Genomic DNA, 22,706 nt, shown 5'->3' with positions numbered 1-22,706 from the left:
GTGGCGCGTCAGCCGGAGACCCGCTGTTCCGACCCGGCAGTTCCGGGTTCGCCACCCGGAACTGCCCGAAGGTCGCGCAAGCCCGTTGCGACCGGCTATTCGTCCTCGCTCACCAAGGCGAAGCTCAGCTGGATGTCGGGGCTGCGGGTGGGGATGACGTCCAGCCGCAGCACGCCGTTCGCGTCCGGGGACAGGCCCCGGTACGCGGAGGCCTCGCGGGTCGAGGTGAACAGCCGCTGCGCCTCCACGACCGTGCCGTTGACCTCGACGCGCGCCGCGCGGTTGGCCCACGGCCACGGGTCGTACCAGCCGGCGTGGACGGTGTACGTCCGCGCCGGGTCCAGGCCGCCGAAGGTGTAGGTCAGCGTCCGGCCGGAGACCGCGTAGCGCAGTGTGGTGTACAGGTCGCCGCCGGAGATCTTCCGGGCGAGGGCGCCCTGGCTGGTCCAGCCCCACTGCGCGCCGGTCTCCGCGTCGCTGCCGAGCGCCTGCTCCGGCGTCGAGTTGAGGACCGTGCCCTCCGTGCGGGCGGCGGTCACCATCGAGGTCCAGTCGTCAGTGATGTCGCCGCCCGCGTTGACCACGTAGCGCAGGTTGTGCGGCACGGCGAGCACCTGGCGGGTGAACGCGCGGTCCCCGAAGTCCAGCAGGGTGCCGGTGACCGGGACCAAGCCGGGGCGGTCGGCCTCGTCGAGGTTCCAGGTGACGCGGGAGGTGAGGGTGCGGTGGCCGCAGGTGACCCGCACCCGGGACGGCAGGTCGGCCTGCTCGGCGGCCCCGTCCGCGCCGAGCCAGAGCTGCGCGGGGAGTTGGGCGTCGACGGTGTACTGCTTCTGTTCCGGCAGGTCTGCGTCGAGTGTCCAGCTGTCGTGCCAGGTCAGCTCCATGGACGTGCCCTCGCCGAAGCTGACGGGCAGCCAGATGTACGGGGAGTTGGCCAGGTCGCTGGGGGTCCAGCGGTCGCCCATGAAGATGAACCGGCCGCGCTTCGGCTCCACCGGAATGACGCAGGTCGACTGGGAGGTGAAGGTGTCGGCGGCGCCGTCACCGGAGATCGGGCTGCCGTGGTCCGTCCACTCGCCGAGGATGTCGGTGGCGGTGGCGTACTGGGCCGGGTTGGGTGTCCAGCCGGTGGCGCCGGACGTGATCAGGTAGTAGACGTCGCCGAAGCGGAAGAGGGCCGGGGCTTCGCGGTGCGCGCCGATGTAGGGGCGGATGAAGTCGACGCCCTTGACCGCCTGGTCGGGCGGCGCGGACAGGTAGGTGTAGTCGGCGTCGAGCTTGGAGATGAACAGCGAGTAGTTCTCCTCGCTGGAGTAGATGATGTACGCCGTGCCGTCGTCGTCGACGAACAGGTTCATGTCGCGGGCCATGCCGGGGTTGTCCGGCTGGTAGTTGTCCTCGCCGGCCGGCGCGACATCCAGGCGGTAGCTGTCGATCCAGCGGAAGGGGCCGTAGGGCGAGTCGGAGACGGCGACCCCGGCACGGGCCTTGGCGTACTGGGCGTTGGAGGTCCCCGACGGCCCGTCGGCGTGCACCCACATCACCCACTGGCGGGTGCGGTGGTTGTAGATCACCTTGGGGCGTTCCAGGATGGCCGGATTGACGGTCGTACTGACCTGCTTGGTACCCAAGTCACGGTAGACGGCGGCCTGCTGGTCCGCGGTGTAGTCGCCGTAGAGGTCGGCGAAATACGGATCGGTGGTGAACTGGTCGGCCGACTCCATCGCCTTCAGCGCCAGGCCCTCGTCGTGCCAGGTGTAGAGGTCCGACGAGGAGTAGACGTGCACGCCGGGGCTGTTGTAGTAGCCGTTGCTGCGGTCCTCCCCGTACCACAGGTAGCACACGCCCTTGCCGGCCTTGGCGCCCTTCGGCACGGCGAACACCTGGCCGCCGTGTGCCTGGATCACGTTCCCGGCGTCGTCCAGCCACGGCTGACCGGGAGTGAACGCCTTCGTCACGGCGGCGGCGTCGGCGTCGGCGTCGGCGGCCCCGGCCGCCCCGGGGAAAGCAACACCGATCCCGGCCGCGACCGCGGCCGCCCCCGTCAACCGCAGCACGGCCCGTCGGCTCACCCCGTACATCTGCTCCGGCCTGTCTCCAGCACCCATGGCGACTCCGCACTCTCGTTCGGCTCAACTCCCTGACGAGCCCGGAATCTAGCCGCCGCCCCCTATTTCTACAACACTTTGCACAACCCTTGGATAAATCATCTGCCGGGGAACACGCCTACCTCTGTGGCGCATTGGGACAGGGACGATTCCGGCACACGTCGACCAGTTATCGACGGGGCGTCAGCGGGACGCTACGTGAGGCGCATGGACACCTCGGCGGCGTTGCGCGCCCCCGTCCGCATGGAGGATGACGCTGTCGACCTGGCCGCCGCGGACGGCCACCGCCATCTCGATCGCGTCCGTGACCAGGGACACGCGCATGTGGTCCGCGACTGGGTGCGCGGGGAGCGGAGGAGGGCTCCCGATCCACTCCCGCACACGCATCAGGGGCACTCCGAAGAGTGCCCCTGATCTGCGAAAACATCCGACTTCACCGTCGGGACGACAGGATTTGAACCTGCGACCCCTTGACCCCCAGTCAAGTACGCGATCAAGCCTGGTTGCGTAGTTCACGCAGGGACAGGCGTCGGCCGTTGTGACATGTCAGAAGGCCATGCCGGTGCAGCGGCGGGTCCCGCACAGTACTTTGCCCGCCTCGTCCGCACTACTGAACGGTTCGCCACTGGGCAAGGTGAGAACCCCGTCGGCGTCAACTGTCGCGGTATAGCGGACGCCCCTGTACTCGCCCTCCAGCAGTGTGCCCGGCGCCAGCACGTCCGCGCGCATCATGCGCGCGAGATCGGTGCGTAGCGCGCGCCTACGAGGTGCGGGGGCGGGAAGGCGCGTAGTCGGCTCCATGTTGGCCTCACGATCCGAGGGTTGAGGGGCCGGGGGCCGGGAAACCGAGGCGCTGCGGATCCCAGATGTGGGCGCACAGGCGTTGGTAGAGCTCGCCCCGCAGGTGACCCGCGACGGCCGGGAAGGGCTGCACGCCGACGACCGGAAGTTTTCCACGACGTGGATCACGTGAGCCCTGTCGCCTGCAAATGTGGCACGCATCACGCCGCACCCGTACAACCTTGTCGGCGTATTCAAACCGTGATCACGGCCAAGAGCCATGCCGGGGTGGTGGATCGAGACATCTCCTGTGCACCGGTTCGGAGAACGCTGTGCGTCGCCGCGTGTACGGCACATTTACTTGTCGGCATATCCCACCCAGCGTACGGTTCGGGCTCGCGGTCCGCGGCGGCTTTCGTGGTGGAGAGTCCCCTGCGAGGCATTGGTCCAACTCCCTTTCTCATGGCTGGAATTCGACGTTCCGCATCGCTGGTACCTTCACGGACCTGTCAGGTGGCCGTCAGGGCCGCAGGTTCGGACACCGTGGGGGTGGCACCGGAACATGCACGTGAAACAATGGAGTAGACGAGGGTTCCTGAGAACGGTCGTCGGCGGCTCGACCGCCCTCGCGGCCGTGACCGCACTCGGCCTGGACGTCCTCGTCCCGGCCACCGCCGCGATGGCCGACGACGCCGACACGGCGGCGACGCTGCCGGACACGGACCGGGCAAAGGCCGTTCTCGCCTACCGGCAGGGCGGCACCGCCACCCGTGCGGCCGCGGCCGCCGCACTGACCGGCACCGACGACGACATCACGGCGTTCCTGACCACCACGCTCGCGCAAGTCCGCGCCGAGGACAGCCGACTCGCCGTGCTCAACGTCCTCCACGAGGCGGGCGCGGGGGTGCGCGCCGCCGCCAACACCGCCCTGTCCGGCACCGACGACGACATCGCCGCGTTCCTGGAGTCCGGATACGAGGCCCCGCTCCTGGAGGACCAGCGCGTCGCCGTCCTCACCGTCCTGAACACCGGCGGCAAGGCCGTCACCAAGGCCGCGCAGGCCGCCCTGAACACGGCGACCGCCGCCGCGTACAGCACGTTCCTCACCTCCGGCCAGTACACGGCCCGGCAGGAGGACGAGCGCATCGAAGTCCTGAAAATCCTCGCGGCGGGCGGCCCCGAGGTGCAGACGACCGCCGAGCGTGCCCTGGACGGCACCGCCGACGACATCCGCCAGTATCTGACGACCGGTCAGCACATCGCCCGTGCCCGCGACCAGGAGTCCCTCACCATCGGCCAGCTCGTCACGGTCGCCCAGGAGGCCGGGACCCGCGCCCAACTGGAGACCGACGCCGCCGTCGAGGCGTCCACCCGCGCCCAGGAGGCCGCGCAGGCCGCGAAGGAGGCCGCCGAGCAGGCCGCCGACGAGGCCGAGGCCGCCGAGGGCGACGCCGCGAAGGCCGGGGCCGCCGCGGGCCGCGCCGCCGAGGCCGCCCAGGGCGCCGCGAAGGCCGCCCGCACCGCGATCAGCGCCTCGAACACCGCCGTCACCGCGGCCGCCACCGCGGCGTCCGCCGCGCGGGCCGCGTCCGCCGCGGCCGCCACCGCGGGGCACGCCGCCGCCACCGCCTACTCAGCGGCGATCGCCGCGTCGAAGGACGCCGCGCAGGCCGCGGCCGCCAAGAACGCGGCCACCGCCGCCCGCGCCGCCGCCGAAGGGGCCCGCACCGCCGCCCTGGCCGCCGACGCCGCCGCCAACGCCGGGGACGCCGCCGCCGCGGCCGGCACCGCCGCCGCCAACGCCGCCCAGCACTCGGCCGCCGCGGCCGCCGCGTCCGCGACCGCGGCTGCCGCCGCCGGGGTCTCCGTCGCCCAGGCGCAGCGCGCCAAGGCCGCCGCCGCTGAGGCGGACGCCGCCGCCGACCAGGCCACCGAGGCCGCGGGCCGCGCCAAGTCCCTCGCGCAGACCGCCGCGTCCGCCGCCCGCAAGGCCCGCGACTGGGCCAACAGCGCCGCCGACCACGCGGACGCCGCCGCCGACGCCTGCGACGAGGCGTACGCGAATGCCGGCAAGGCCCTCGACTACGCCACGAAGTCCACCGCCCACGCCGCCGCCGCGATCGAGGCGGCGAACGTCGCCAGTGACGCCGTCGCCGACGCCACCGACGTGTTCGAGACGGCGCGGGCCGCCGAGGCCGCCCGGATCGCCGCCGACCTGAAGATCGGCCTCGTCGAGGCGGCGGCGATGGCCGACGACGAGCAGACCGCGTTCGACGCCATCGAGGACCTGGTCACCGAGCAGGGCCGCACCGACACGGACACCAAGGACCTGCTCGCCCGGGCCGCCGACGCGATCGCCGCCGGAAACGACACCGACGCTGCCACCCTCGGCCGCCAGGCTGCCGTCAACCTCCTGGAATCCAAGGGTAGTTGGACGTGCTCGGCCGCCGAGTACGCGCTGTCCGGCACCGACGCCGACATCCTCGCCTGGCTCGACGCCGACCGCTCCCTCGCCGTCGACCAGGACAACCGCGAAAGCATCCTGTTCGCCGCCCAGCTGGGCTCCGCCGACCTCGCCGACGCCGCACAGGCCGTCCTCGCGCAGGACGACGCGGACGCCGTCACCACGTTCCTCACCACGGGCATCCACGACGTACAGGCCGAGTCCTACCGCGTCGCGATCCTGAAGCTCATGGACGGGGCGGGCAGCGCCGTCACCGCCGCCGCCAACGACGCCCTCGACGACGGCGGTGTCGACGCGCTCAGCGCCTTCATCTTCTCCGGCTACCGCACCGCGCAGCTGGAGGACGACCGCGTCGCCACCCTCGCGATCATGAACGCGGGCGGCGCCAACGTGCAGGCCGCCGCGCAAACCGCGATGGCCGGCACGGCCTGGATGCGCCGCGACTTCGTCACCACCGTCCAGCACAAGGCGGCCCAGCTCGACGAGGACTCCGCCGCGCACATCGCCGCGATGCTCGCCGCGATCGCCAACGCCGCCCGCGTCGCCGCCCTCGCCCAGCAGAACGCCGCCAACGCCTCCCAGGCGGCGGCCCTGGCTCGGCAGGCCGCTGCCGAGGCCGCCGACTGGGCGACGAAGGCCAAGGCCTCCTCCGACGCGGCCAAGGCCTCCGCCCAGGAGGCACTCGACCAGGCCAACGCCGCCGACGCCTCGGCCGCCTCGGCCGCCGCCTCCGCGAACAAGGCGTCCGCCGCGGCGGCCACCGCCCGCGGCGCGGCCCGTCGCGCCAACTACTCGGCCAATCAGGCCGTTTCGTCCGCCTCCGCCGCCCTGGCCTCCGCCGCGAGCGCCCGCACGTCGGCCGCCAGTGCCCGCGCGTCGGCCATCCAGGCGGGCAAGGACAAGGTGGCCGCAGCCGCCGAGGCGTCCGCCGCCAACTCGGCCGTCGCGGCCAAGCGCCGCGAGGAGCAGGCCGCCGCCGCGGCCGCCGCCGCCGCGCAGGCCCGCAAGAACGAGGCGGACGGCACCGACCCGGCCGACAGCTCCGGCAACGACGGCGTCGACGCGCCCGGCGACCCCGACGAGGTCGGCGAGGAGTACTCCGAGGAGGAGTACTACGAGGGCATGGCCAACGACTGGGACAAGGTGGCCGTCGCCACCGGCCTCATCGGCGCCGGCTCGCTGGCCATCCCGGTCGTCGGCGAGGTCGTCGCCCCGATCCTCGGCGGCGTCTCCCTGGTCGCCGCCGGCATCGCCGCCTACTACACGTACCGGGCGTACGGGGTGACCAGCCCCGAGTTCGGGGAGGCGCTGGGGCATGTGGCACTCGACCTGATCGGCGGCGGTGTCGCCGGGGCCGTCGAGGCATCGGGCGTGGAGTCGGCAGCGGCGACCGCGGTACGTGTCGGCAGCGAGGCAGCGTCCAAGGTCGTCGGCATCTTCACCACCGACTGGTCCGACGTCGACTGGACCCCCTGGTAGGCCGGCCGCCTTCCCCGCCCCCGCCCGTCCAACTTCCGGAGGAGCCCCGTGCACCACGACCCGTATCTGCCGACCGCGTTCTGGATCGCCGCCGCCGCGGTCTCCACCGTCGTCTACTGGACGGTGTTCACCCGCTGGATGCCGACCCGCACCACCCGCCTGCGGGCCGCGAGCGCACCCGTGCTGCTCGCGATCGGGGGCTACGCGGTGGTGTCCATTGGGGTGCTGCGGACGGTGGAGCTGCTGTCGCTGTACACGTTCGGCCTGCTGGGGTTCGTGGTCGGACTGCTCGGCCGGCACAAGGAACTCGCCCGCCTCGCCCTCGACCAGGAGCGAAGCGGCCGCACCCGCGACAACGGGCCCCCGCTCGCGATGGTGTGCCAACTGCTCGCCACGCTCCTGGTCCTGTGCGGCATCGCGCTCTTCGTCTACTGACCTTTTTCTTCACTGACCGGATCCAGATCCAGAACAACCCGCAACGACAAGGAATCCGACACCGATGCGACTCAGACGTCTCATAGCCACCGCCGCCGCGGCGCTCACCGCCGCCACCGGCATGTGGGCGGCCGGGACTCCCGCCACCCCCGCGACGCACGCCTCGTCCACCATCTCGGTGGCCGACGAGTCCCCCGGCTACGCCGTCGAGGACTTCAACTACCCCGGTGCCGACGCGATCCTCGCCGACAAGGGCATCACCCTCAAGCGCGGCGACGGCCACATCATCCTCGCCGACTGCGTCACCGACACCGGCCAGCTGGAGGTGTGGGCCCGCAGCCAGGACAAGATCTGCTTCAACGTCACCGGCGACTCCGGCTATCTGACCCTGGAGATCCCCTCCGTCTACGGCATCAAGGGCAACGACTACACCACCGAGGCCACGATGACCGTCGACGACGAGACCACCACGTACGACATCACGCAGAACGCCTGGACCGCGGTGGGCGAGAGCGCCGACGCGGAGGGCCGCGAGTTCATGCTCGTCGAACTGCGCACCTCCAAGTAACGCTCATAACCGGTCAGTTCGCTCTCGCCGCCCTTCCGTCTCCGGATCACCAGGAAGCACCTTCATGCACACCATCAGCCCCAGCCCTCGTCCCAGACCCTCCCGCGCCCGCCTGCGCGCGGGCGCGCTCGCCGTGGCGCTCGTCGCGGCGCCGCTGACCGCGCTCGCCGTCCCGGCCGCCGCCGTCACCGGCAGCGCCGCCACCACCGGCAGCCTCGCCTACACCGCCCGCCTCGACATCGGCGACGGCACCCGCGCCTGCTCCGGCGCGCTCGTCGACCCCGAGTGGCTGCTCACCGCGGCCAGCTGCTTCGTCGACGACCCGGCCGCGGGCCTCGACGTCACCGAGGGCGCCCCGCCGCTGGCGACCACGGCCACCATCGGCCGGACCGACCTGACCACGTCCACCGGCGAGGTCCGCACGGTCACCAAGCTGGTCCCGCGCACCGACCGTGACATGGTCCTCGCCAAGCTGTCCCGCCCGGTCACCTCGGTCACCCCCGTCGCGCTCTCCTCCACGGCGGCGACCGCGGGCGAGTCCCTCACCGTCGCGGGCTACGGCCGTACGACGGACGAGTGGTCGCCGCTCACCCTGCACACCGGCACCTTCACCGTCGACTCGACGGCCACCACCACGACGAGCGTCACAGGCCAGGACGGCGCCGCCGTCTGTGCCGGCGACACCGGCGGCCCCGAGGTGCGCGGCTCCGGCACCAGTGCCGCGCTCGTCGCCATCAGCAGCCAGTCCTGGCAGGGCGGCTGCTTCGGCCAGGACTCCACCGAGACCCGTACGGGAGCTGTCTCCACCCGCGTCGACGACCTGGCGAGCTGGGTCACCGACACCGCGGCGAAGACTGACATCACCGACTTCAACGGCGACGGCGTCGAGGACATCGCGGTCTCCGACCCGGAGGCCACCGTCAACAGCAAGGCGAAGGCGGGCGTCGTCCGCGTCGTCTACGGCGGCGGCGCGGGCGTACTCGAACTCAACCAGGACCTCGACGAGGTCGCGGGCGGCACCGAGGCCGGCGACCAGTTCGGCACCGCGCTCGCCACCGTCGACTACAACGAGGACGGCTACACCGACCTCGTCGTCGGTACCCCGAACGAGGCCATCGGCACCGACACCGCCGCCGGTTTCGTCGACGTCATCTACGGCAGCGCCGACGGCCTCGGCCAGGGCACGCACTACCTCCACCTGGAGGAAGGCGGCGCCTCCACCACCGGCTCGCTGCTCGTGTCCAGCCCTGAGGCGGGCGACGAGTTCGGCGCCGCCCTCGCGGCGGGCACCACGGCCGCGGGCGAGCCGTACATCGTCATCGGCACCCCCGGCGAGGGCCTGGACGGCGAGGCCGAGGCGGGCGAGGCATTTTACCTGCGCGGCTCGACCAGCACGGCCATCTACCAGGGCAAGTCGACGGTCTCCGGCACGGCCGAGGCGGGCGACCACTTCGGCGCCTCGGTGGCCGCCGACAAGAACCACATCGCCATCGGCGACCCGGGCGAGGCCATCGGCACCGCGGCGGACGCCGGCGGCGTCCAGATCCTGTCGCACACCCTCAACGCGGACGGCATCCCGACGCCGATCGCGGGCGTGGCCCAGAGCGACGGCATCGTCTCCGGCGCCGCCGAGGCGGGCGACGAGTTCGGCGCCTCGCTCTCGGTGACCGACTACCGCACCTCCTCCTCGACCTCCGACTCGCTGATCGCGGTCGGCTCCCCGGGCGAGGACCTCGACAACGAGTCCGGTGTCTCCCAGGCCGACGGCGGCCGTGTGGTGATCCTCCGGGTGACCGCCGCGGGCGCGGTCAGCTACACGGAGGACATCCACCAGGACGACACCGACGTGCAGGGCGCGATCGAGGCGGGCGACCGGTTCGGCGCTCAGGTCACGGCGGTCAACACGGCGCCGCGCGCGGTGGGTTCGGCCGCCACGATGCATCTCGCGGTCGGCATCCCCGGCGAGGCCATCGGCACGGTGGCGGGCGCGGGCGCCGTCCAGACGTTCTCGCTGCTCGGCGAGCCCGGTGACAGCGACTTCTGGATCCAGGCGGGCAACGCCTCGGGCCTGCCCGGCACCCCCGGCACGGACCAGCAGGTCGGCGCGAGCATCCACGCCACCGGCACGTCCCTGTACATCGGCATGCCGTACGGCCCGTCGACGTACGGCGCGCTGCACGTCCTGCCCTGGTCGAACGCGACCGGCGGCACGGTGGCCACGGTCACGACGTACGCGCCGGGCTCGAACGGCCTCCCGGCGACGGGCGTCCGCTTCGGCTACGCGGCCCGCTGACCCTGGCCGATCGAGACAGAGCACGCCGAAGCCGAAGGGCCCCGCGGTCACGTACCGCGGGGCCCTTGCGTGCCTCTGACCGTGGTCTCCAAGACGCTGCGGCACTCCACCCTGTCGACCACCGCGAACCTCTACAGCCACCTCACCCGGCAGGCCGCCCGCAAAGCCGTCGACACCATCGACCACACCCTCACCCAGGCCGAGAAGCTCAAAGATCGTCCGCGTCGGGCGACATGGCTGCGACCAACACGCGACCACCTCCGGAGCCTCCACGAGGCCGTCCGCCGGCTCCGCTCCCCCGCCCCGCCCGCCTTCAGCACCACCGCGAACCAGCCCCGACCCTGGCCTGCGACCACACCGCGACCACCACACCCCCGGACGCACGAAAGGCCGCCCTCTCACTCATGAGAGAACGGCCTCCGACCTGCCGAAAGCAGAGTCGGGACGACAGGATTTGAACCTGCGACCCCTTGACCCCCAGTCAAGTGCGCTACCAAGCTGCGCCACGTCCCGGTGCGTCTCCCGCGGCGAACCGCGTGATCATGCGGACAGTACTTTACCCCACGCCGGGGGCTGCGCCGAAGGGGGCGCCGGGCACGGGACAATCGGGGCATGAGCAGCACATGGGGTACGGGCGGCGCACGGGACCGGGACAGCGAGGGGCGGGCCCGCAGCGCCCGGCCCCGGGACGGGCTCGGGCGGCCCCTGCCGTACGGCGCGGCCGGTGTGGAGCGGCAGCCGGAGGGCGTCCGGCGTACCCCGGAGCAGACCGTCACCGAGGCGCAGGCGCTGCTGGACGACGGGAAGCCGTTCCACGCGCACGAGGTCTTCGAGGACGCCTGGAAGTCCGGCCCCGACCGGGAACGCACCCTGTGGCGCGGGCTGGCCCAGCTCGCGGTGGGGCTCACGCACGCGGCCCGGGGGAACGTCACCGGCGGGGCGCGGCTGCTGCGGCGCGGGGCGGGGGCCGTCGAGGAATGGGCGTCGGGTGCCGGGGCGCGGCCGTACGGGATGGATCTCGCCGGGCTGACCGCCTGGGCCCGGGAGCTGGCGGACGAGGTGGAGAGCGGGGAGCGGACCGTGGACGCGCGGGCGCGGGCGCCTCGGCTGCGCGGGCGCGCGGTTTCGTGACATGGCTCGCCGCGGCGGGGCGGCGCAGGTGAGCGCGGACGCGGTGCACGCGTTGTCAGTGCCGTACGGCAGACTCGGGGCGTGCGAAGGATTCATGTCATCGGTATCGGCGCGGGCGACCCCGACCAGCTGACCCTGCAGGCGGTCAGAGCGCTGCGGAGCACGGACGTGTTCTTCATCCTCGACAAGGGCGAGGTGAAGAGCGACCTCACGCAGCTGCGCCGGGACATCCTCGACGCGCACATACCGGAGGGGACGTACCGCCTGGTTCAGGCGCGCGACCCGGAGCGGGACCGCGCCGCGGGCGGCGCCGCGTACTCGCCGGCCGTCGGGGACTGGCGCAGCGCCCGCGCCGGCATCTACGAGCGGCTGATCGCCGAGGAGCTGGGCGAGGACGACAGCGGCGCCTTCCTGGTGTGGGGCGATCCGTCGCTGTACGACAGCACGATCGGGATCCTCGAGGAGGTGCTCGGCCGGGGCGCGGTCGCCTTCGAGTACGACGTCGTGCCGGGCATCAGCAGTGTCTCGGCGCTCGTCGCCCGGCACCGCACGGGGCTGAACCGGGTGGCGCGTCCGGTGCAGATCACCACGGGACGACGGCTCGCGGAGGGGTTCCCCGAGGGCGTGGACGACGTGGTCGTGATGCTCGACGCGCACCAGGCCTTCCGGCAGTACGCCGACCAGGACATGGACATCTACTGGGGCGCCTACATAGGCACTCCGGACGAGATCCTCGCCTCGGGCCCGATCGCCGAGGCCGCCCCCCGCATCGAGCGGCTGCGCGCCGAGGCCCGCGAGCGCAAGGGCTGGATCATGGACACGTATCTGCTGCGCCGGAACCCGGACGCTCGAACCTGACAGGTGCTGCGCGCCGTCGACCGGCTGCCGGCCTCGGTGGTCAGGGCGGGTTGAGGCCCAGCCGGTCGAGGACCTCGGCGACATCGGGGACCGTGGTGACGCCCTCCGGCAGGGCGGGACGTCGTACGACCACGACCGGCAGCCCGAGTTCACGGGCGGCCGTGAGCTTGGCCGCCGTCGCCTCTCCCCCGCTGTCCTTGGTCACCACCACGTCGATGCGGTGCGCGCGCAGCAGCGCCGACTCGTCGGCCACGGTGAACGGGCCGCGCGCCAGCAGCACCTGCGTGTCCGGCGGCATCGGCGGGTCGGGCGGCTCCACGGACCGTACGACGAAGTGGAGTTCCGTCAGCCGCGCGAAGGCCGCGAGCCCCAGCCGCCCCGTGGTCAGCAGGACCCGCTGGCCGATCCGCGGCAGCAGCTCCGCGGCCGCGTCCAGGGAGGCGACCGGGTGCCACCGGTCGCCGGGGCCCGGCTGCCAGCCCGGCCGGCGCAGCACGACCAGCGGCAGCCCGGTCGCCGCCGTGGCGCGGGCCGCGTTGGCGGTGATGCCGGCGGCGAAGGGATGCGTGGCGTCGGCCACCGCGTCCACCTGGTGCTCGCGCAGCCACGCGGCCAGCCCGTCCGCCCCGCCGAACCCCCCGACGCGTACGTCCCCTTCGAGGGCCGCCGGCCGTGACACGCGTCCCGCGAGGGATGTGGTCACGCGCACCCCGGGACGCGCCGCCAGTCCTGCGGCGAGGCGGCGGGCCTCGGTGGTGCCGCCGAGGACAAGGATGTGCGGGGACATGACGACGAGCCTACGAGGTTCCGGGGGCCGCTTCTCGCCCGCCCTTGCCAGGGTCGGGGTCGGGGTCGGACCCGGTGCTGGTCCTCGTTTCCGGGAGTGGGCCGGGTGGGGTGGTGTCCGCGGGCCGGGCACGGCCGCGGTCGCTATCGTCCCCTCTATGGAGTCAGTGCGTGCCGTCCTCATCGACATCGACGGTGTCCTCACCGTCTCGTGGCAGCCGCTGCCGGGAGCGGTCGAGGCGTTGCGGAGGGTCCGGGACGCAGGTCTCGGTGTCGTCCTGGTGACCAACACGACGTCCCGGACGCGGGCGTCGATCGCGGACGCCTTGGGGGACGCCGGGTTCCCCGTGACGGCCGAGGACGTGCTCACCGCGCCCGCCGCCACCGCCGCCCACCTCGCCGAGCGGCTGCCCGGTGCCCGCTGCGCGCTGCTGAACAGCGGTGAGATCAGGGAGGACCTCGGCGGTGTCACCGTCCTCGACGACGGTGACACCGACACCGTGCCGGATGTGGTGATCGTCGGGGGTGCCGGCCCCGAGTTCGACTACGGCGCCCTGAACCGGGCCTTCGGGCACCTCCAGCAGGGGGCGCGGCTGGTCGCCATGCACCGCAATCTGTACTGGCGGACGGAGCAGGGGCTGCAACTGGACTCCGGGGCCTTCCTGCTGGGGCTGGAGGCGGCCGGGCGGACCGAGGCCGAGGTCACCGGGAAGCCGTCGCCCGCGTTCTTCGGGGCGGCGCTGGCCCGGCTCGGGGCCGGTCCCGGCGAGGCGCTGATGGTGGGCGACGACATCGAGTCGGACGTACTGGCGGCCCAGCGCGCCGGGCTGACCGGGGTTCTCGTCAAGACCGGCAAGTACCTGCCGGAGACTCACCGGGACGCGAGCGGCACTCCCGACCACGTGATCGACTCGTTCGCCGACCTTCCCGCCCTGCTGAGCCTGTAGGCCCACGGCCACGGCCACGGCCTCGGCCACGTTTACCGAAGCAGCAGTTGTACGCCGCCCACGACCGTCGCCGCGATCACCAGCCGCTCGAACAATCGCTGGTTGATCCTGTTCACGGCCCATTTGCCCAAAAATGCGCCGGGCACGACGAACACCGCGAGCGCGGCGTCAAGGAGCAGCGAGCGGCCGTCGATCAGCCCCAGGCCCACGCTGAAGGGCACCTTGGAGGTGTTCACGATCAGGAAGAAGAAGGCCGACGTACCGAGGAAGCCCAGCTTCCGGAACCCCGCCGACAGCAGGTACATCGACATCACGGGGCCGCCCGCGTTGGCGACCATGGTCGTGAAGCCGCCGAGGACGCCGTACGAGCGGGCCTTGACCCGGCCGGCCCGGCCGGTCACCGAGTCCGGTGCCTCCGCCGCGTCGGCCCTGCGACGCCGCCACACCGTCACCGCGGCCATCAGCAGCAGGATCGCGCCGATCGAGGTCCGTACGGCACCGTCGTCGGCCCACATCAGGAACAGCGTGCCGGCGACCACCCCCGCCGCCACCGCCGGGAACAGCCGCCACAGCGTGGGCCAGTGGGCGTGCCGCCGGTAGGTGAGGACGGCGAGTACGTCCCCGGCGATCAGCACCGGAAGCAGCACACCGGTGGAGGCGCGGGCGGGCAGGACCGCCGCGAAGATCGCGAGACTGACCGTGTTGGCCCCGCTGACGGCGGTCTTCGAGAAGCCGACGAGCAGCGCCGCGAAGGCCAGCGCGGCGAACTCCCAGCCGGTTATGTGCCAGAGCGTCATCGTGTTCATGCGGGAACCGATGCTATGCGCACGCATCCCGCCGCCGTAAGGACCGTCTCGCCAGACGGCCCCTGCCCCGCCCTCGTCGAGGTACGACGGGTGCGGGCCCAGTACCTCTCGACCAGCACCGCGCTCCCCTGTCCCACCCCCACGCACATGGCTGTAGACCGCCGACCGGCTCCCTGGGAAGATCCCCCGGGACCTTCACCGACGCAGCTGGAGGAGACATGGCCGACACCCGCGAGCACGTCCTCACGGGCACCCGGGGCACGATCGCCGTGCGCGAGTGGCCGCACGAGCGACCCCGCTACGCCGCCCTCGTGGTGCACGGCTACGGCGAGCACATCGGCCGATACGAGCAGCTGGCCGGCGTCCTCGCGGCGCACGGCGCGGCCGTCTTCGGGCCCGACCACCAGGGGCACGGGAGGTCGGCGGGCGAGCGCGTCGTGATCGAGGACTTCGAGGACGTGGTCAGTGATGTGCACGCCGTGGCCGAACTGGCGCGGGCGGCGTGTCCGGGCGTGCCCGTGGTCGTGGTGGGGCACTCCATGGGAGGCCTGATCGCAGCGCGCTTCGCGCAACGCTTCGGGGGCGAGGTCACAGCGCTTGTGCTGTCCGGGCCGGTGATCGGGGTGTGGGAGACGCCAGGGCGGTTGCTCGCCCACGACGAGATCCCGGACATCCCCATCAGCCCGGCCGCGCTCTCCCGCGACCCGGCGGTCGGCACGGCGTACGCGGCGGATCCGCTGGTCTGGCACGGGCCGATGAAGCGGCCGACGCTGGAGGCGTTCGTACGGACCCTGGAGACCGTCGCCAAGGGCGGCGACGTCGGCCGGCTCCCCCTGCTGTGGCTGCACGGCGACGACGACCGGCTGGTCCCGCTCGCCGGCAGCCGTATCGGCGTCGAGCGGCTCAGCGGCGGGAACCTGACCGAGCGGATCTACCCGGGCGCCCGGCACGAGGTGTTCCACGAGACGAACAAGGCCGAGGTCTTCGCGGACCTGATCCGCTTCCTGGACGGCGTACTCACCGGCTGAGACGGCGGCGCAGGCGTTTGCAGGGGTTCGCCCGGGGCACTCGCGCCCTCATGGAGTGGTTGCGCAGTGCTGCCTGCGTGGGCGAGGACCCCGAACTGTTCTTCCCCGTGGGCTCGACCGGACCGGCCCTGCGGGACATCGCCGCCGCCAAGCGCGTCTGCGCCCGCTGCCCGGTGCTCACCCCCTGCCTGGCGTTCGCGCTGAGCAGCGGACAGACCTCGGGCGTGTGGGGCGGGACGGCCGAGGAGGAGCGCGTCGCGCTGCTCCGCACCGCCAGAGACGACGCCACACGGATCTCGCTGTACGGCGGAGTCGGCATCAAGCCCTGAGCCGGCTCAAGGCGGCCGACACCAGCGTCCGTACGCCGGGCACGAGCACCGACAGGTCCGGCGCGAACAGCGGGCTGTGGTTGCCGGGCACGGCGGCGACCTTCTCGGCGAGTTCCTCTCCCGGCGCCGCCTCCCACACGTCGGCCGGTGTCGAGGTCACGTACCAGTAGTCGTACGGCACGCCTTCGGGCGCCAGCAGGGAGAAGTCCTCGCTGCCCATCGCCGGACCGAAGTCGAACACCGTGTACGCGCCGAACAGTTCGCGGTGCACGGCCGCGATCTCCGTGTCGAGGGCCGGGTCGTTGACGGTGTTCGGATACCCGGCCCGGACGGTGATCCCGGGCGGCACCGGACAGCCGGCCGCCGCGCACTCGCCCTCGACGATGCGGCGGACCGCGGTGAGGATCCGCTCGCGCACCACGCTGTTCTGGCTGCGCAGGTTCAGGGCGAGCCGGGCCTCGGCCGGGATGATGTTGCGCTTCGTACCGGCGTGGAACGTGCCGACCGTCAGCACCGCGGAGTCCTTCGCCGCGACCTCGCGGGAGACGACCGTCTGCAGCCGGGTCACGATGTACGCGGCCGTCACGAGCGGGTCGACCGTCGCCTCGGGGCGCGAGCCGTGGCCGCCGACGCCGTGCACGACGACGTCGATGTCGTCGGAGGCCGACATGGTCAGGCCCGGGGTGTGCGGGTAGAAACCGGCGAGGCCGGGCGCGACGTGCTGACCGAACACGACGTCCGGGCGTGGGAAACGCTCGTGCGCCCCGTCGGCGACCATCGCGGCCGCCCCGCCGCCGGACTCCTCCGCGGGCTGCCCCACCACGACCAGCGTGCCCGACCAGCACTCGCGGGCGGCCGCGAGCGCCTCTGCGGCACCCGCCAGCCAGGTGACGTGCAGGTCGTGGCCGCAGGCGTGCATCACGCCGTCGACGGTGGAGGCGTACTCCAGGCCGGTGGCCTCCTGCACCGGCAGCGCGTCCATGTCGCCGCGCAGCCACACCACCGGCCCGTCCCCGTTGGCGAGGACGCCGACGACGCCGGTGCCGGCGACACCCTCCGTGACCGCGTACCCGGCCGTACGCAGCCGCCCCGCCAGCCGGGCGGCGGTGCGGTGTTCTTTGAAGGACAGTTCGGGATGGCGGTGCAGGTCCCGGTAGAAGTCCTCGAGTTCAGCGGTCTTCAGCCCGGAGGTCAGCTCCAGGGCGAGGCGGGCGACGGCGGCCGGCGCGGTCATGCTGCTCCTTCTGTTCGAAGGTCCACGGCCTCACCTTGGCACAGCGGGGTGCCCTCGTCGCCACCGCGGTCGTGCAGAGTGACCAGCCGGCCGGCGAGGTCGTCCAGCTGCTCGAACCGGCCGCCCCGAACCGTGTCGAGATCGCGGCCCGGGCCTGGCAGCTCGGGTACGCGCAGCCCCGGACGCCTCAGCTGTCTGTGACGGGGAGGTCCAGCATGCGGGCGACGGTGCGCAGCACTCCGTTGTCGTTGTTGGAGGGGGCAAGGTGCCGGGCCCGGCGGACGACCTCCGGGTGGGCGTTGGCCATGGCGAACGACCACTCGGCGGTGTCCAGCATCTCCAGGTCGTTGAGGTAGTCGCCGAACACCATGGTCTGCGCGGGCGTGATGCCCAGGTCGTGCTGGAGCCGGCGGATGGCGGCGCCCTTGTTGGCAGTGCGGTTCATGACGTCGACCCAGTGCTCGCCGGACACGACGACCTGGTGGGTGGCGGTGAACGGCTCCAGGGCCGGTGCGGTGGTCCGCTCGGCGGATCCGAAGTCGAAGAGGGCCACCTTGATGATGTCGTCGTCGACGGCGGTGACGTCCTCGACGATCCGGTGCTCGAGGTAGTACCGGCGCACCTCGGCCAGGAATGCCTCGTCGGTCCGCTCGACGTAGGCGGACTTCTTCCCGCACAGGACCGCGCCCATGTCGACGCCGTCGGCCACGAGCTGCCGCGTCGCCCGTACGACCCCGTGGGCGACGGCGGGATCCAGCGGGTCGGAGCTCAGCTCGACGCCGTCACGGACGACGTACGTACCGTTCTCCGCGATGAACACCATTCCCTCGGCCACCTCGGCGAACTGCCGTGCAAGGGTGGCGTACTGGCGTCCGCTCGCCGGGCTGAACAGCACGCCCCGCTCGCGCAGCAGCGCCAGCACCTCCCACAGCCCGTCAGGGGCCCGCTTGTCGTCGTCCAGGAGCGTGCCGTCCATGTCCGTGACGACGAGCCTGATGTCGGCACCGGCGTCCGCGGCCGGGTGCTCGGAGGGGGTGACGAGGGGCGCGTGCGAGTAGGGCATGTCCTGCTTTCCTGGGCGGGGGGCTGTCCTGCCAGCCTACCGGGACGCTCTCCGGCGGCTCCCCCGCCCTTGATCCCGCCCTTGATCCCCCCCTTGATCGCGGGCCGCTCCGCCGGTTCCCGGGACACGCTGATCACCAGGCGGCACAATGGCGGCGGCGTCCGCAGGTGCGATCGAGGGGGAGCTACGTGAGCGAGGGCGGCGGCCTGCCGGGCGGAGCGGGGGCCCTGGACACACGGGTGGCGCACAACGCACGGGTCTGGAACTACTGGATCGGCGGCCGTGACAACTACGGCGTCGACCAGCGGGTCGGCGAGCACGTGGTCACGATGTTCCCGGTGATCCGCGAGGTGGCCCGCGCGGACCGCGACTTCCTGGGCCGGGCGGTGCGGTTCCTGGCCGCCGAGCGCGGGGTGCGCCAGTTCCTGGACATCGGCACCGGGCTGCCGACGCTGGACAACACGCACGAGATCGCCCAGCGGATCGCGCCCGAGTCGCGGATCGTGTACGTCGACAACGACCCCGTCGTGCTGATGCACGCCCGCACCCTCCTGACCAGCGCCCCGGAGGGCGTCACCGACTATCTCGACGCGGACGTGCGCGATCCGGACGTCATCCTCGAACGCGCCGCCGCGACACTGGACTTCACCCGGCCCGTCGCGGTGATGATGCTGGGCATCCTCAACTTCGTCCTCGACTCCGAGCGGGCGCGGGAGGTCGTACGCCGGATCATGGCCGCGGTCCCTTCGGGCAGTTACCTGGCGTTGACCCATCCCACGTTCGACGCCGACCTGGGCGGCACGGGCAACATCCCGGCCATGACGTACTGGAACGAGCACGCCACCCCGCCGATCACCGCCCGCGGCCGCGCCGAGATCGCCGCCCTCCTCGACGGTCTCGAGCTGCTCGAACCGGGCCTGGTGCCGTGTTCCCAGTGGCGCGCCGGGCCCGACTCCCCGGACGCGGTACCGCAGTTCGGCGCGGTGGCCGTGAAACCCTGACGCGAGGTGCCGAGCGTCTCTGATTGGCTCAGGGATCCCCGGTGTTGCTCAGGGATGTGAGCCCATCGTCTTCGTACTCTGGTGCTGAACGGCGGAAGCCGCCGGCCCTCGTGGCACGTCCCTGCGGACACCGGCCGGCGAGGTCTCGCGGCCCCACCGAGGAGAGGCCCGACGTCGCCTGGGCGCCGGGCGTGTGCGTGACAGCCTGCCACGGGATCGCTACGGATCGCTGATCCGCCTGGTGAGCCTGCCGAGCCGAGTCCGTCGAGGAGGACGTACATGAACACCCTTGCCGACCCCGTCCCGGGCGGGCGTCCCGGTGACGTCGAGCGGGCCACCGCGCTCAGCGCCGAGCTGACCGGCCGGGGCGTGCACGGAATCGTGCTGGCCTACGTCGACACCGCGGGCATCACCCGCGTGAAGACGGTCCCGACCGCGAAGCTGGCCTCCGCGACCGCCTGGGGCGTCGGCATGTCACCGGTGTTCGACACCTTCCTGGCCAACGACCACATCGTCACCACCGACGTCCTCGGCTCCCCGGACGGCGACCTGCGCCTCTACCCCGACCTCGACCGGCTGGTCGTCCTGTCCGGGCAGCCCGGCTGGGCGTGGGCCCCGGTGGACCGGATCACCCAGGACGGTCAGCGGCATCCGGCGTGCACCCGTTCGCTGCTGCGCCGGATCGTCGCGGATGCCGAGCGCGAGCAGCGGCTCACGTTCCGGGCGGCCGTCGAGGTCGAGTGGGCGGTCGGTCTCGGATCGGCTCCCGGCGGGGAGTTCGTGCCCGCGGTCTCGGGCCCGGCGTACGGCGCCATCCGGCAGGTGGAGCTCAGCGACTACACGGCCGACCTGCTGGGGGCGTTCGCGGCGCAGGGCGTGGAGGTCGACCAGCTCCATCCCGAGTACGCGGCCGGGCAGTTCGAGGTATCCGTGGGCGCGCTGGACCCGGTGGCGGCGGCCGACCGCAGCGTGCTGGTGCGGCAGACGATCCGGGCGGTGGCCCAGCAGCACGGGTTGCGGGTCTCCTTCGCGCCCGCGGTCTTCGCCGAGGGCGTCGGCAACGGCGGCCATGTCCACCTCTCCGCCTGGCGCGACGGGGCGAACCTGCATTCCGGCGGCGAGGGCAGGTACGACATGACGGCCGGAGCCGAGTCGTTCGCGGCCGGCCTCCTCGCCCACCTCCCGGCCCTCACGGCGGTGACCGCGCCGAGCCCGGCCAGCTACCTGCGGCTCAAACCGTCCCAGTGGGCAGGGGTGTTCACCGCTTGGGGCCTGGAGACCCGGGAGGCCGCGGTGCGCGTCATCAGGGGTACGGCGGGACGGCGCGCCCAGCAGGCCAACCTCGAGGTGAAGCCGGTGGACCTGGCCGCCAACCCCTACCTCGCCCTCGGCGCGCTGATCGCCGCCGGACTGGACGGCCTGACGGCGGGCACGGCGCTGCCCGAGGAAATCACGGGGGACCCGGCACGGTTCGGCACCGAGGAGGCGGCGGCCCGGGGCGTGCGCCGCCTGCCGGTCTCGCTGGCGGAGGCGGTCGCCGCGTTCCGTGAGGACGAGGTGCTGCGCGGCGCGCTGGGACCGGTCCTGGCCGACGCGGTGATCGCCGTACGCCAGGGGGAGATCTCGGCCGTCGACGGACTGGACGACGCGCAGCTGGCGGCGGCCTACCGCTGGAAGTACTGACATGAGCGCGTCCACAGGCCCGGTCCACGAGGCACTCACCGCCCTGCCGCTGACGGACCACCACTGCCATGGCGTGGTCACCGCCGACCCGACCTCGGCCGTCTTCGAGTCACTGCTCACCGAGGGCGCGGCGTGGCCCGGCGTCTCCCCCTTCGACTCCCCCGTCGGCGTGGCCGTACGCCGCCACTGCGCACCCCTGCTGGACCTGCCGCGGCACGCCCCCGCCGAGGAGTACCTGCGACGCCGGTCCGAACTGGGCGCGCACGAGGTGAACCGCCGTTTCCTGACCGCCGCGCGCACGGGCGTGTTCTGTGTCGACACGGGTTTCGCCCCGCACCCCCTCACCACGCCGGCCCGGCTCGCCGCGTCCGCGGGGGCCGGCTCGGTGGCGTACGAGGTCGTACGGCTGGAGAGCGTCGCCGAGGCCGTGGCGGCGCAGGGGGTGGAGCCGGACGCGTACGCGGAGGTGTTCCGGGCGGCCGCGGAGGAGGCCGTGCGACGGCCGGGCGTGGTGGCGGTGAAGTCGGTGGCCGCGTACCGCACGGGTTTCGACCTGGACCCGGCGCGGCCCGCGGCCACGGAGGTCAGGGACGCGGCCCGTCGCTGGTCGGCGCGGGGCGGCCGGCTGGCCGACCCCGTCCTCGTCCGGCACCTGCTGTGGACCGCCGTCGACCTCGGCCTCCCCCTCCAGCTGCACACCGGGTTCGGCGACAACGACATCCGGATGCACAAGGTGGACCCCACCCACCTGACCGACTGGCTCCACCTGACCTCCGGCACCATCCCGGTGCTGCTCCTGCACTGCTGGCCCTACCAGCGCCAGGCCGGTTATCTGGCCGCGGTGTTCGAGCAGGTGTACCTGGACGTGGGCCTCACCCTCCATCACGTCGGCCCGGCCCGGGCGCGGGCGGTCCTGGAGGAGGCGCTGGAGATCACGCCGCCGCGCAAACTGCTGTACAGCTCCGACGCCTATGGTGTGGCCGAGTTCTACTGGCTCGGCGCGCTGGCGTTCCGCCGGGGCCTGGGCGAGCTGCTCCAGGACCGGGTGGACGCCGACGAACTGAGCCTGCCCGACGCGCTGCGGTTCGCGCGGTGGGCGGGAGCGGACAACGCCCGCCGGGTCTACCGGCTTTCCGACAGCCACTGAAAGTATGATCAAGCAATGTCTGACATGACCGAAACCACGCCCGGTTGGCTGAGTTCCGACGACCTCGAACAGGCGCGTGCCCGCATGCCGATCCTGTACGTCGAGGCCGTGCCCGTCCGCGTCGACGACAGCGGAGAAGTCACCAGCATCGGACTGCTGCTGCGCATCGGGCCGGACGGGAACGTCAGCCGCACCCTGGTCTCCGGCCGGGTCCTGCACCACGAACGCGTCCGCGACGCCCTCCTGCGCCACCTGGAGAAGGACCTCGGCCCGGTGGCCCTGCCCCGGGTCCCGACGTCGCTGCAGCCCTTCACCGTCGCCGAATACTTTCCGACGCAGGGCATCACGCCGTACCACGACCCCCGCCAGCACGCGGTGTCCCTCGCCTACATCGTCCCGGTGAGCGGCGACTGCCGCCCCCGCCAGGACGCCCTCGACCTGGTCTGGTTCAGCCCCCAGGAGGCGGTGTCACCGGCGGTGCAGAGCGAGATGCCGGGCGGCCACGGCTTCCTGCTGAGGCAGGCGCTGGCGCACGTGGGCCTGTCGGCGTCCTGACCGGCGCC

The 22,706-nt window shown here is 72.6% G+C and carries 19 protein-coding genes and 1 tRNA gene; 14 read left to right on the top strand and 6 right to left on the bottom strand.

The genetic code is table 11. The features are described from left to right. Positions 1–95: 95 nt before the first annotated feature. Positions 96–2,111: a glycoside hydrolase family 43 protein gene (locus ABT114_RS00790; RefSeq protein ID WP_351137075.1), complete on the bottom strand. Its 2,016-nt coding sequence runs from the start codon at positions 2,109–2,111 to the stop codon at positions 96–98. Between the two features lie 1,342 nt (positions 2,112–3,453). On the opposite strand from ABT114_RS00790, the gene ABT114_RS00785 reads away from it, so the two are divergent. From ABT114_RS00785 to ABT114_RS00765, 5 genes are all read left to right on the top strand, one after another. Continuing rightward, positions 3,454–6,834 (top strand): ALF repeat-containing protein, encoded by a 3,381-nt coding sequence (locus ABT114_RS00785; RefSeq protein ID WP_351137073.1) that lies wholly within the window; start codon positions 3,454–3,456, stop codon positions 6,832–6,834. Between the two features lie 48 nt (positions 6,835–6,882). Next, the gene (locus tag ABT114_RS00780; protein ID WP_351137071.1) at positions 6,883–7,269 is read left to right on the top strand and encodes a hypothetical protein; all 387 of its coding nucleotides are present in this window, start codon (positions 6,883–6,885) and stop codon (positions 7,267–7,269) included. Positions 7,270–7,333: 64 nt separating this feature from the next. Further along, positions 7,334–7,837 carry a hypothetical protein gene (locus ABT114_RS00775; protein WP_351137069.1) on the top strand — a complete coding sequence of 168 codons (504 nt, stop codon included), beginning with the start codon at positions 7,334–7,336 and terminating at the stop codon, positions 7,835–7,837. 64 nt (positions 7,838–7,901) lie between these two features. After that, positions 7,902–10,130 carry a trypsin-like serine protease gene (locus ABT114_RS00770; protein ID WP_351137066.1) on the top strand — a complete coding sequence of 743 codons (2,229 nt, stop codon included), beginning with the start codon at positions 7,902–7,904 and terminating at the stop codon, positions 10,128–10,130. Between the two features lie 69 nt (positions 10,131–10,199). Beyond that, positions 10,200–10,538, top strand: coding sequence for a hypothetical protein (locus tag ABT114_RS00765; RefSeq protein ID WP_351137064.1), 339 nt, complete (start codon positions 10,200–10,202; stop codon positions 10,536–10,538). A 31-nt stretch (positions 10,539–10,569) separates the two neighbouring features. Here ABT114_RS00765 and ABT114_RS00760 read toward each other — a convergent pair. Then, positions 10,570–10,643 (bottom strand) — tRNA-Pro (locus tag ABT114_RS00760). A 99-nt stretch (positions 10,644–10,742) separates the two neighbouring features. Between ABT114_RS00760 and ABT114_RS00755 the strand changes: the two genes are divergently transcribed. Beyond that, complete coding sequence (locus ABT114_RS00755) at positions 10,743–11,261, top strand: DUF309 domain-containing protein (RefSeq protein WP_351137062.1); 519 nt, start codon at positions 10,743–10,745, stop codon at positions 11,259–11,261. A gap of 81 nt (positions 11,262–11,342) precedes the next feature. After that, entirely contained in the window at positions 11,343–12,119 is a 777-nt protein-coding gene (gene cobF / locus ABT114_RS00750; RefSeq protein ID WP_351137060.1) for a precorrin-6A synthase (deacetylating), read from the top strand. Positions 12,120–12,159: 40 nt separating this feature from the next. Here cobF and ABT114_RS00745 read toward each other — a convergent pair whose 3' ends face one another. Next, positions 12,160–12,906 carry a cobalt-precorrin-6A reductase gene (locus ABT114_RS00745; protein ID WP_351137058.1) on the bottom strand — a complete coding sequence of 249 codons (747 nt, stop codon included), beginning with the start codon at positions 12,904–12,906 and terminating at the stop codon, positions 12,160–12,162. A 157-nt stretch (positions 12,907–13,063) separates the two neighbouring features. Here ABT114_RS00745 and ABT114_RS00740 point away from each other — a divergent pair, with 157 nt between their 5' ends. Then, on the top strand, positions 13,064–13,852 hold the full coding sequence (locus tag ABT114_RS00740) for an HAD-IIA family hydrolase (protein ID WP_351137056.1): 789 nt from the start codon (positions 13,064–13,066) through the stop codon (positions 13,850–13,852). A gap of 32 nt (positions 13,853–13,884) precedes the next feature. On the opposite strand, the gene ABT114_RS00735 is transcribed toward ABT114_RS00740, so the two are convergent. Continuing rightward, positions 13,885–14,658 carry a sulfite exporter TauE/SafE family protein gene (locus ABT114_RS00735; RefSeq protein ID WP_351137054.1) on the bottom strand — a complete coding sequence of 258 codons (774 nt, stop codon included), beginning with the start codon at positions 14,656–14,658 and terminating at the stop codon, positions 13,885–13,887. A gap of 218 nt (positions 14,659–14,876) precedes the next feature. On the opposite strand from ABT114_RS00735, the gene ABT114_RS00730 reads away from it, so the two are divergent. After that, a complete protein-coding gene (locus ABT114_RS00730) occupies positions 14,877–15,686 on the top strand; it encodes an alpha/beta hydrolase (protein WP_351137051.1) in 810 nt (269 codons plus the stop codon). A 50-nt stretch (positions 15,687–15,736) separates the two neighbouring features. After that, positions 15,737–16,015, top strand: coding sequence for a WhiB family transcriptional regulator (locus tag ABT114_RS00725; protein ID WP_351137049.1), 279 nt, complete (start codon positions 15,737–15,739; stop codon positions 16,013–16,015). Here ABT114_RS00725 and ABT114_RS00720 read toward each other — a convergent pair. Both ABT114_RS00720 and ABT114_RS00715 read right to left on the bottom strand, forming a co-directional pair. Next, positions 16,005–17,249 carry an amidohydrolase gene (locus tag ABT114_RS00720; RefSeq protein WP_351137047.1) on the bottom strand — a complete coding sequence of 415 codons (1,245 nt, stop codon included), beginning with the start codon at positions 17,247–17,249 and terminating at the stop codon, positions 16,005–16,007. The two genes, ABT114_RS00725 and ABT114_RS00720, sit on opposite strands and share 11 nt — an antisense overlap. Before the next feature lie 187 nt (positions 17,250–17,436). Next, positions 17,437–18,312, bottom strand: coding sequence for a Cof-type HAD-IIB family hydrolase (locus ABT114_RS00715; protein WP_351137045.1), 876 nt, complete (start codon positions 18,310–18,312; stop codon positions 17,437–17,439). 188 nt (positions 18,313–18,500) lie between these two features. Between ABT114_RS00715 and ABT114_RS00710 the strand changes: the two genes are divergently transcribed. The 4 genes from ABT114_RS00710 to ABT114_RS00695 all read left to right on the top strand — a co-directional run bounded on the left by ABT114_RS00710 (position 18,501) and on the right by ABT114_RS00695 (position 22,698). Beyond that, a complete protein-coding gene (locus tag ABT114_RS00710; RefSeq protein ID WP_351137043.1) occupies positions 18,501–19,313 on the top strand; it encodes an SAM-dependent methyltransferase in 813 nt (270 codons plus the stop codon). Positions 19,314–19,592: 279 nt separating this feature from the next. Further along, a complete protein-coding gene (locus tag ABT114_RS00705; RefSeq protein WP_351137041.1) occupies positions 19,593–20,996 on the top strand; it encodes a glutamine synthetase family protein in 1,404 nt (467 codons plus the stop codon). Position 20,997: 1 nt separating this feature from the next. Further along, entirely contained in the window at positions 20,998–22,143 is a 1,146-nt protein-coding gene (locus ABT114_RS00700; protein WP_351137040.1) for an amidohydrolase family protein, read from the top strand. A gap of 24 nt (positions 22,144–22,167) precedes the next feature. After that, the gene (locus tag ABT114_RS00695) at positions 22,168–22,698 is read left to right on the top strand and encodes an NUDIX hydrolase family protein (protein ID WP_351138158.1); all 531 of its coding nucleotides are present in this window, start codon (positions 22,168–22,170) and stop codon (positions 22,696–22,698) included. The last annotated feature ends 8 nt before the right edge of the window (positions 22,699–22,706 follow it).

This window comes from Streptomyces sp. NPDC002088, assembly GCF_040296605.1.
Taxonomy (GTDB): Bacteria; Actinomycetota; Actinomycetes; order Streptomycetales; family Streptomycetaceae; genus Streptomyces.
This window is presented reverse-complemented; position numbering and strand designations above follow the sequence as displayed.

Excerpts from the sequence above, each read along its gene's own strand:
- ABT114_RS00715 (WP_351137045.1), bottom strand. The coding sequence starts at position 18,312 with ATGCCCTACTCGCACGCGCCCCTCGTCACCCCCTCCGAGCACCCGGCC.
- ABT114_RS00730 (WP_351137051.1), top strand. The coding sequence starts at position 14,877 with ATGGCCGACACCCGCGAGCACGTCCTCACGGGCACCCGGGGCACGATC.
- ABT114_RS00740 (WP_351137056.1), top strand. The coding sequence starts at position 13,064 with ATGGAGTCAGTGCGTGCCGTCCTCATCGACATCGACGGTGTCCTCACC.
- ABT114_RS00735 (WP_351137054.1), bottom strand. The coding sequence starts at position 14,658 with ATGAACACGATGACGCTCTGGCACATAACCGGCTGGGAGTTCGCCGCG.
- ABT114_RS00755 (WP_351137062.1), top strand. The coding sequence starts at position 10,743 with ATGAGCAGCACATGGGGTACGGGCGGCGCACGGGACCGGGACAGCGAG.
- ABT114_RS00790 (WP_351137075.1), bottom strand. The coding sequence starts at position 2,111 with ATGGGTGCTGGAGACAGGCCGGAGCAGATGTACGGGGTGAGCCGACGG.
- ABT114_RS00770 (WP_351137066.1), top strand. The coding sequence starts at position 7,902 with ATGCACACCATCAGCCCCAGCCCTCGTCCCAGACCCTCCCGCGCCCGC.
- ABT114_RS00700 (WP_351137040.1), top strand. The coding sequence starts at position 20,998 with ATGAGCGCGTCCACAGGCCCGGTCCACGAGGCACTCACCGCCCTGCCG.
- ABT114_RS00705 (WP_351137041.1), top strand. The coding sequence starts at position 19,593 with ATGAACACCCTTGCCGACCCCGTCCCGGGCGGGCGTCCCGGTGACGTC.
- ABT114_RS00785 (WP_351137073.1), top strand. The coding sequence starts at position 3,454 with ATGCACGTGAAACAATGGAGTAGACGAGGGTTCCTGAGAACGGTCGTC.
- ABT114_RS00720 (WP_351137047.1), bottom strand. The coding sequence starts at position 17,249 with ATGACCGCGCCGGCCGCCGTCGCCCGCCTCGCCCTGGAGCTGACCTCC.
- ABT114_RS00725 (WP_351137049.1), top strand. The coding sequence starts at position 15,737 with ATGGAGTGGTTGCGCAGTGCTGCCTGCGTGGGCGAGGACCCCGAACTG.
- ABT114_RS00775 (WP_351137069.1), top strand. The coding sequence starts at position 7,334 with ATGCGACTCAGACGTCTCATAGCCACCGCCGCCGCGGCGCTCACCGCC.
- ABT114_RS00745 (WP_351137058.1), bottom strand. The coding sequence starts at position 12,906 with ATGTCCCCGCACATCCTTGTCCTCGGCGGCACCACCGAGGCCCGCCGC.
- ABT114_RS00695 (WP_351138158.1), top strand. The coding sequence starts at position 22,168 with ATGACCGAAACCACGCCCGGTTGGCTGAGTTCCGACGACCTCGAACAG.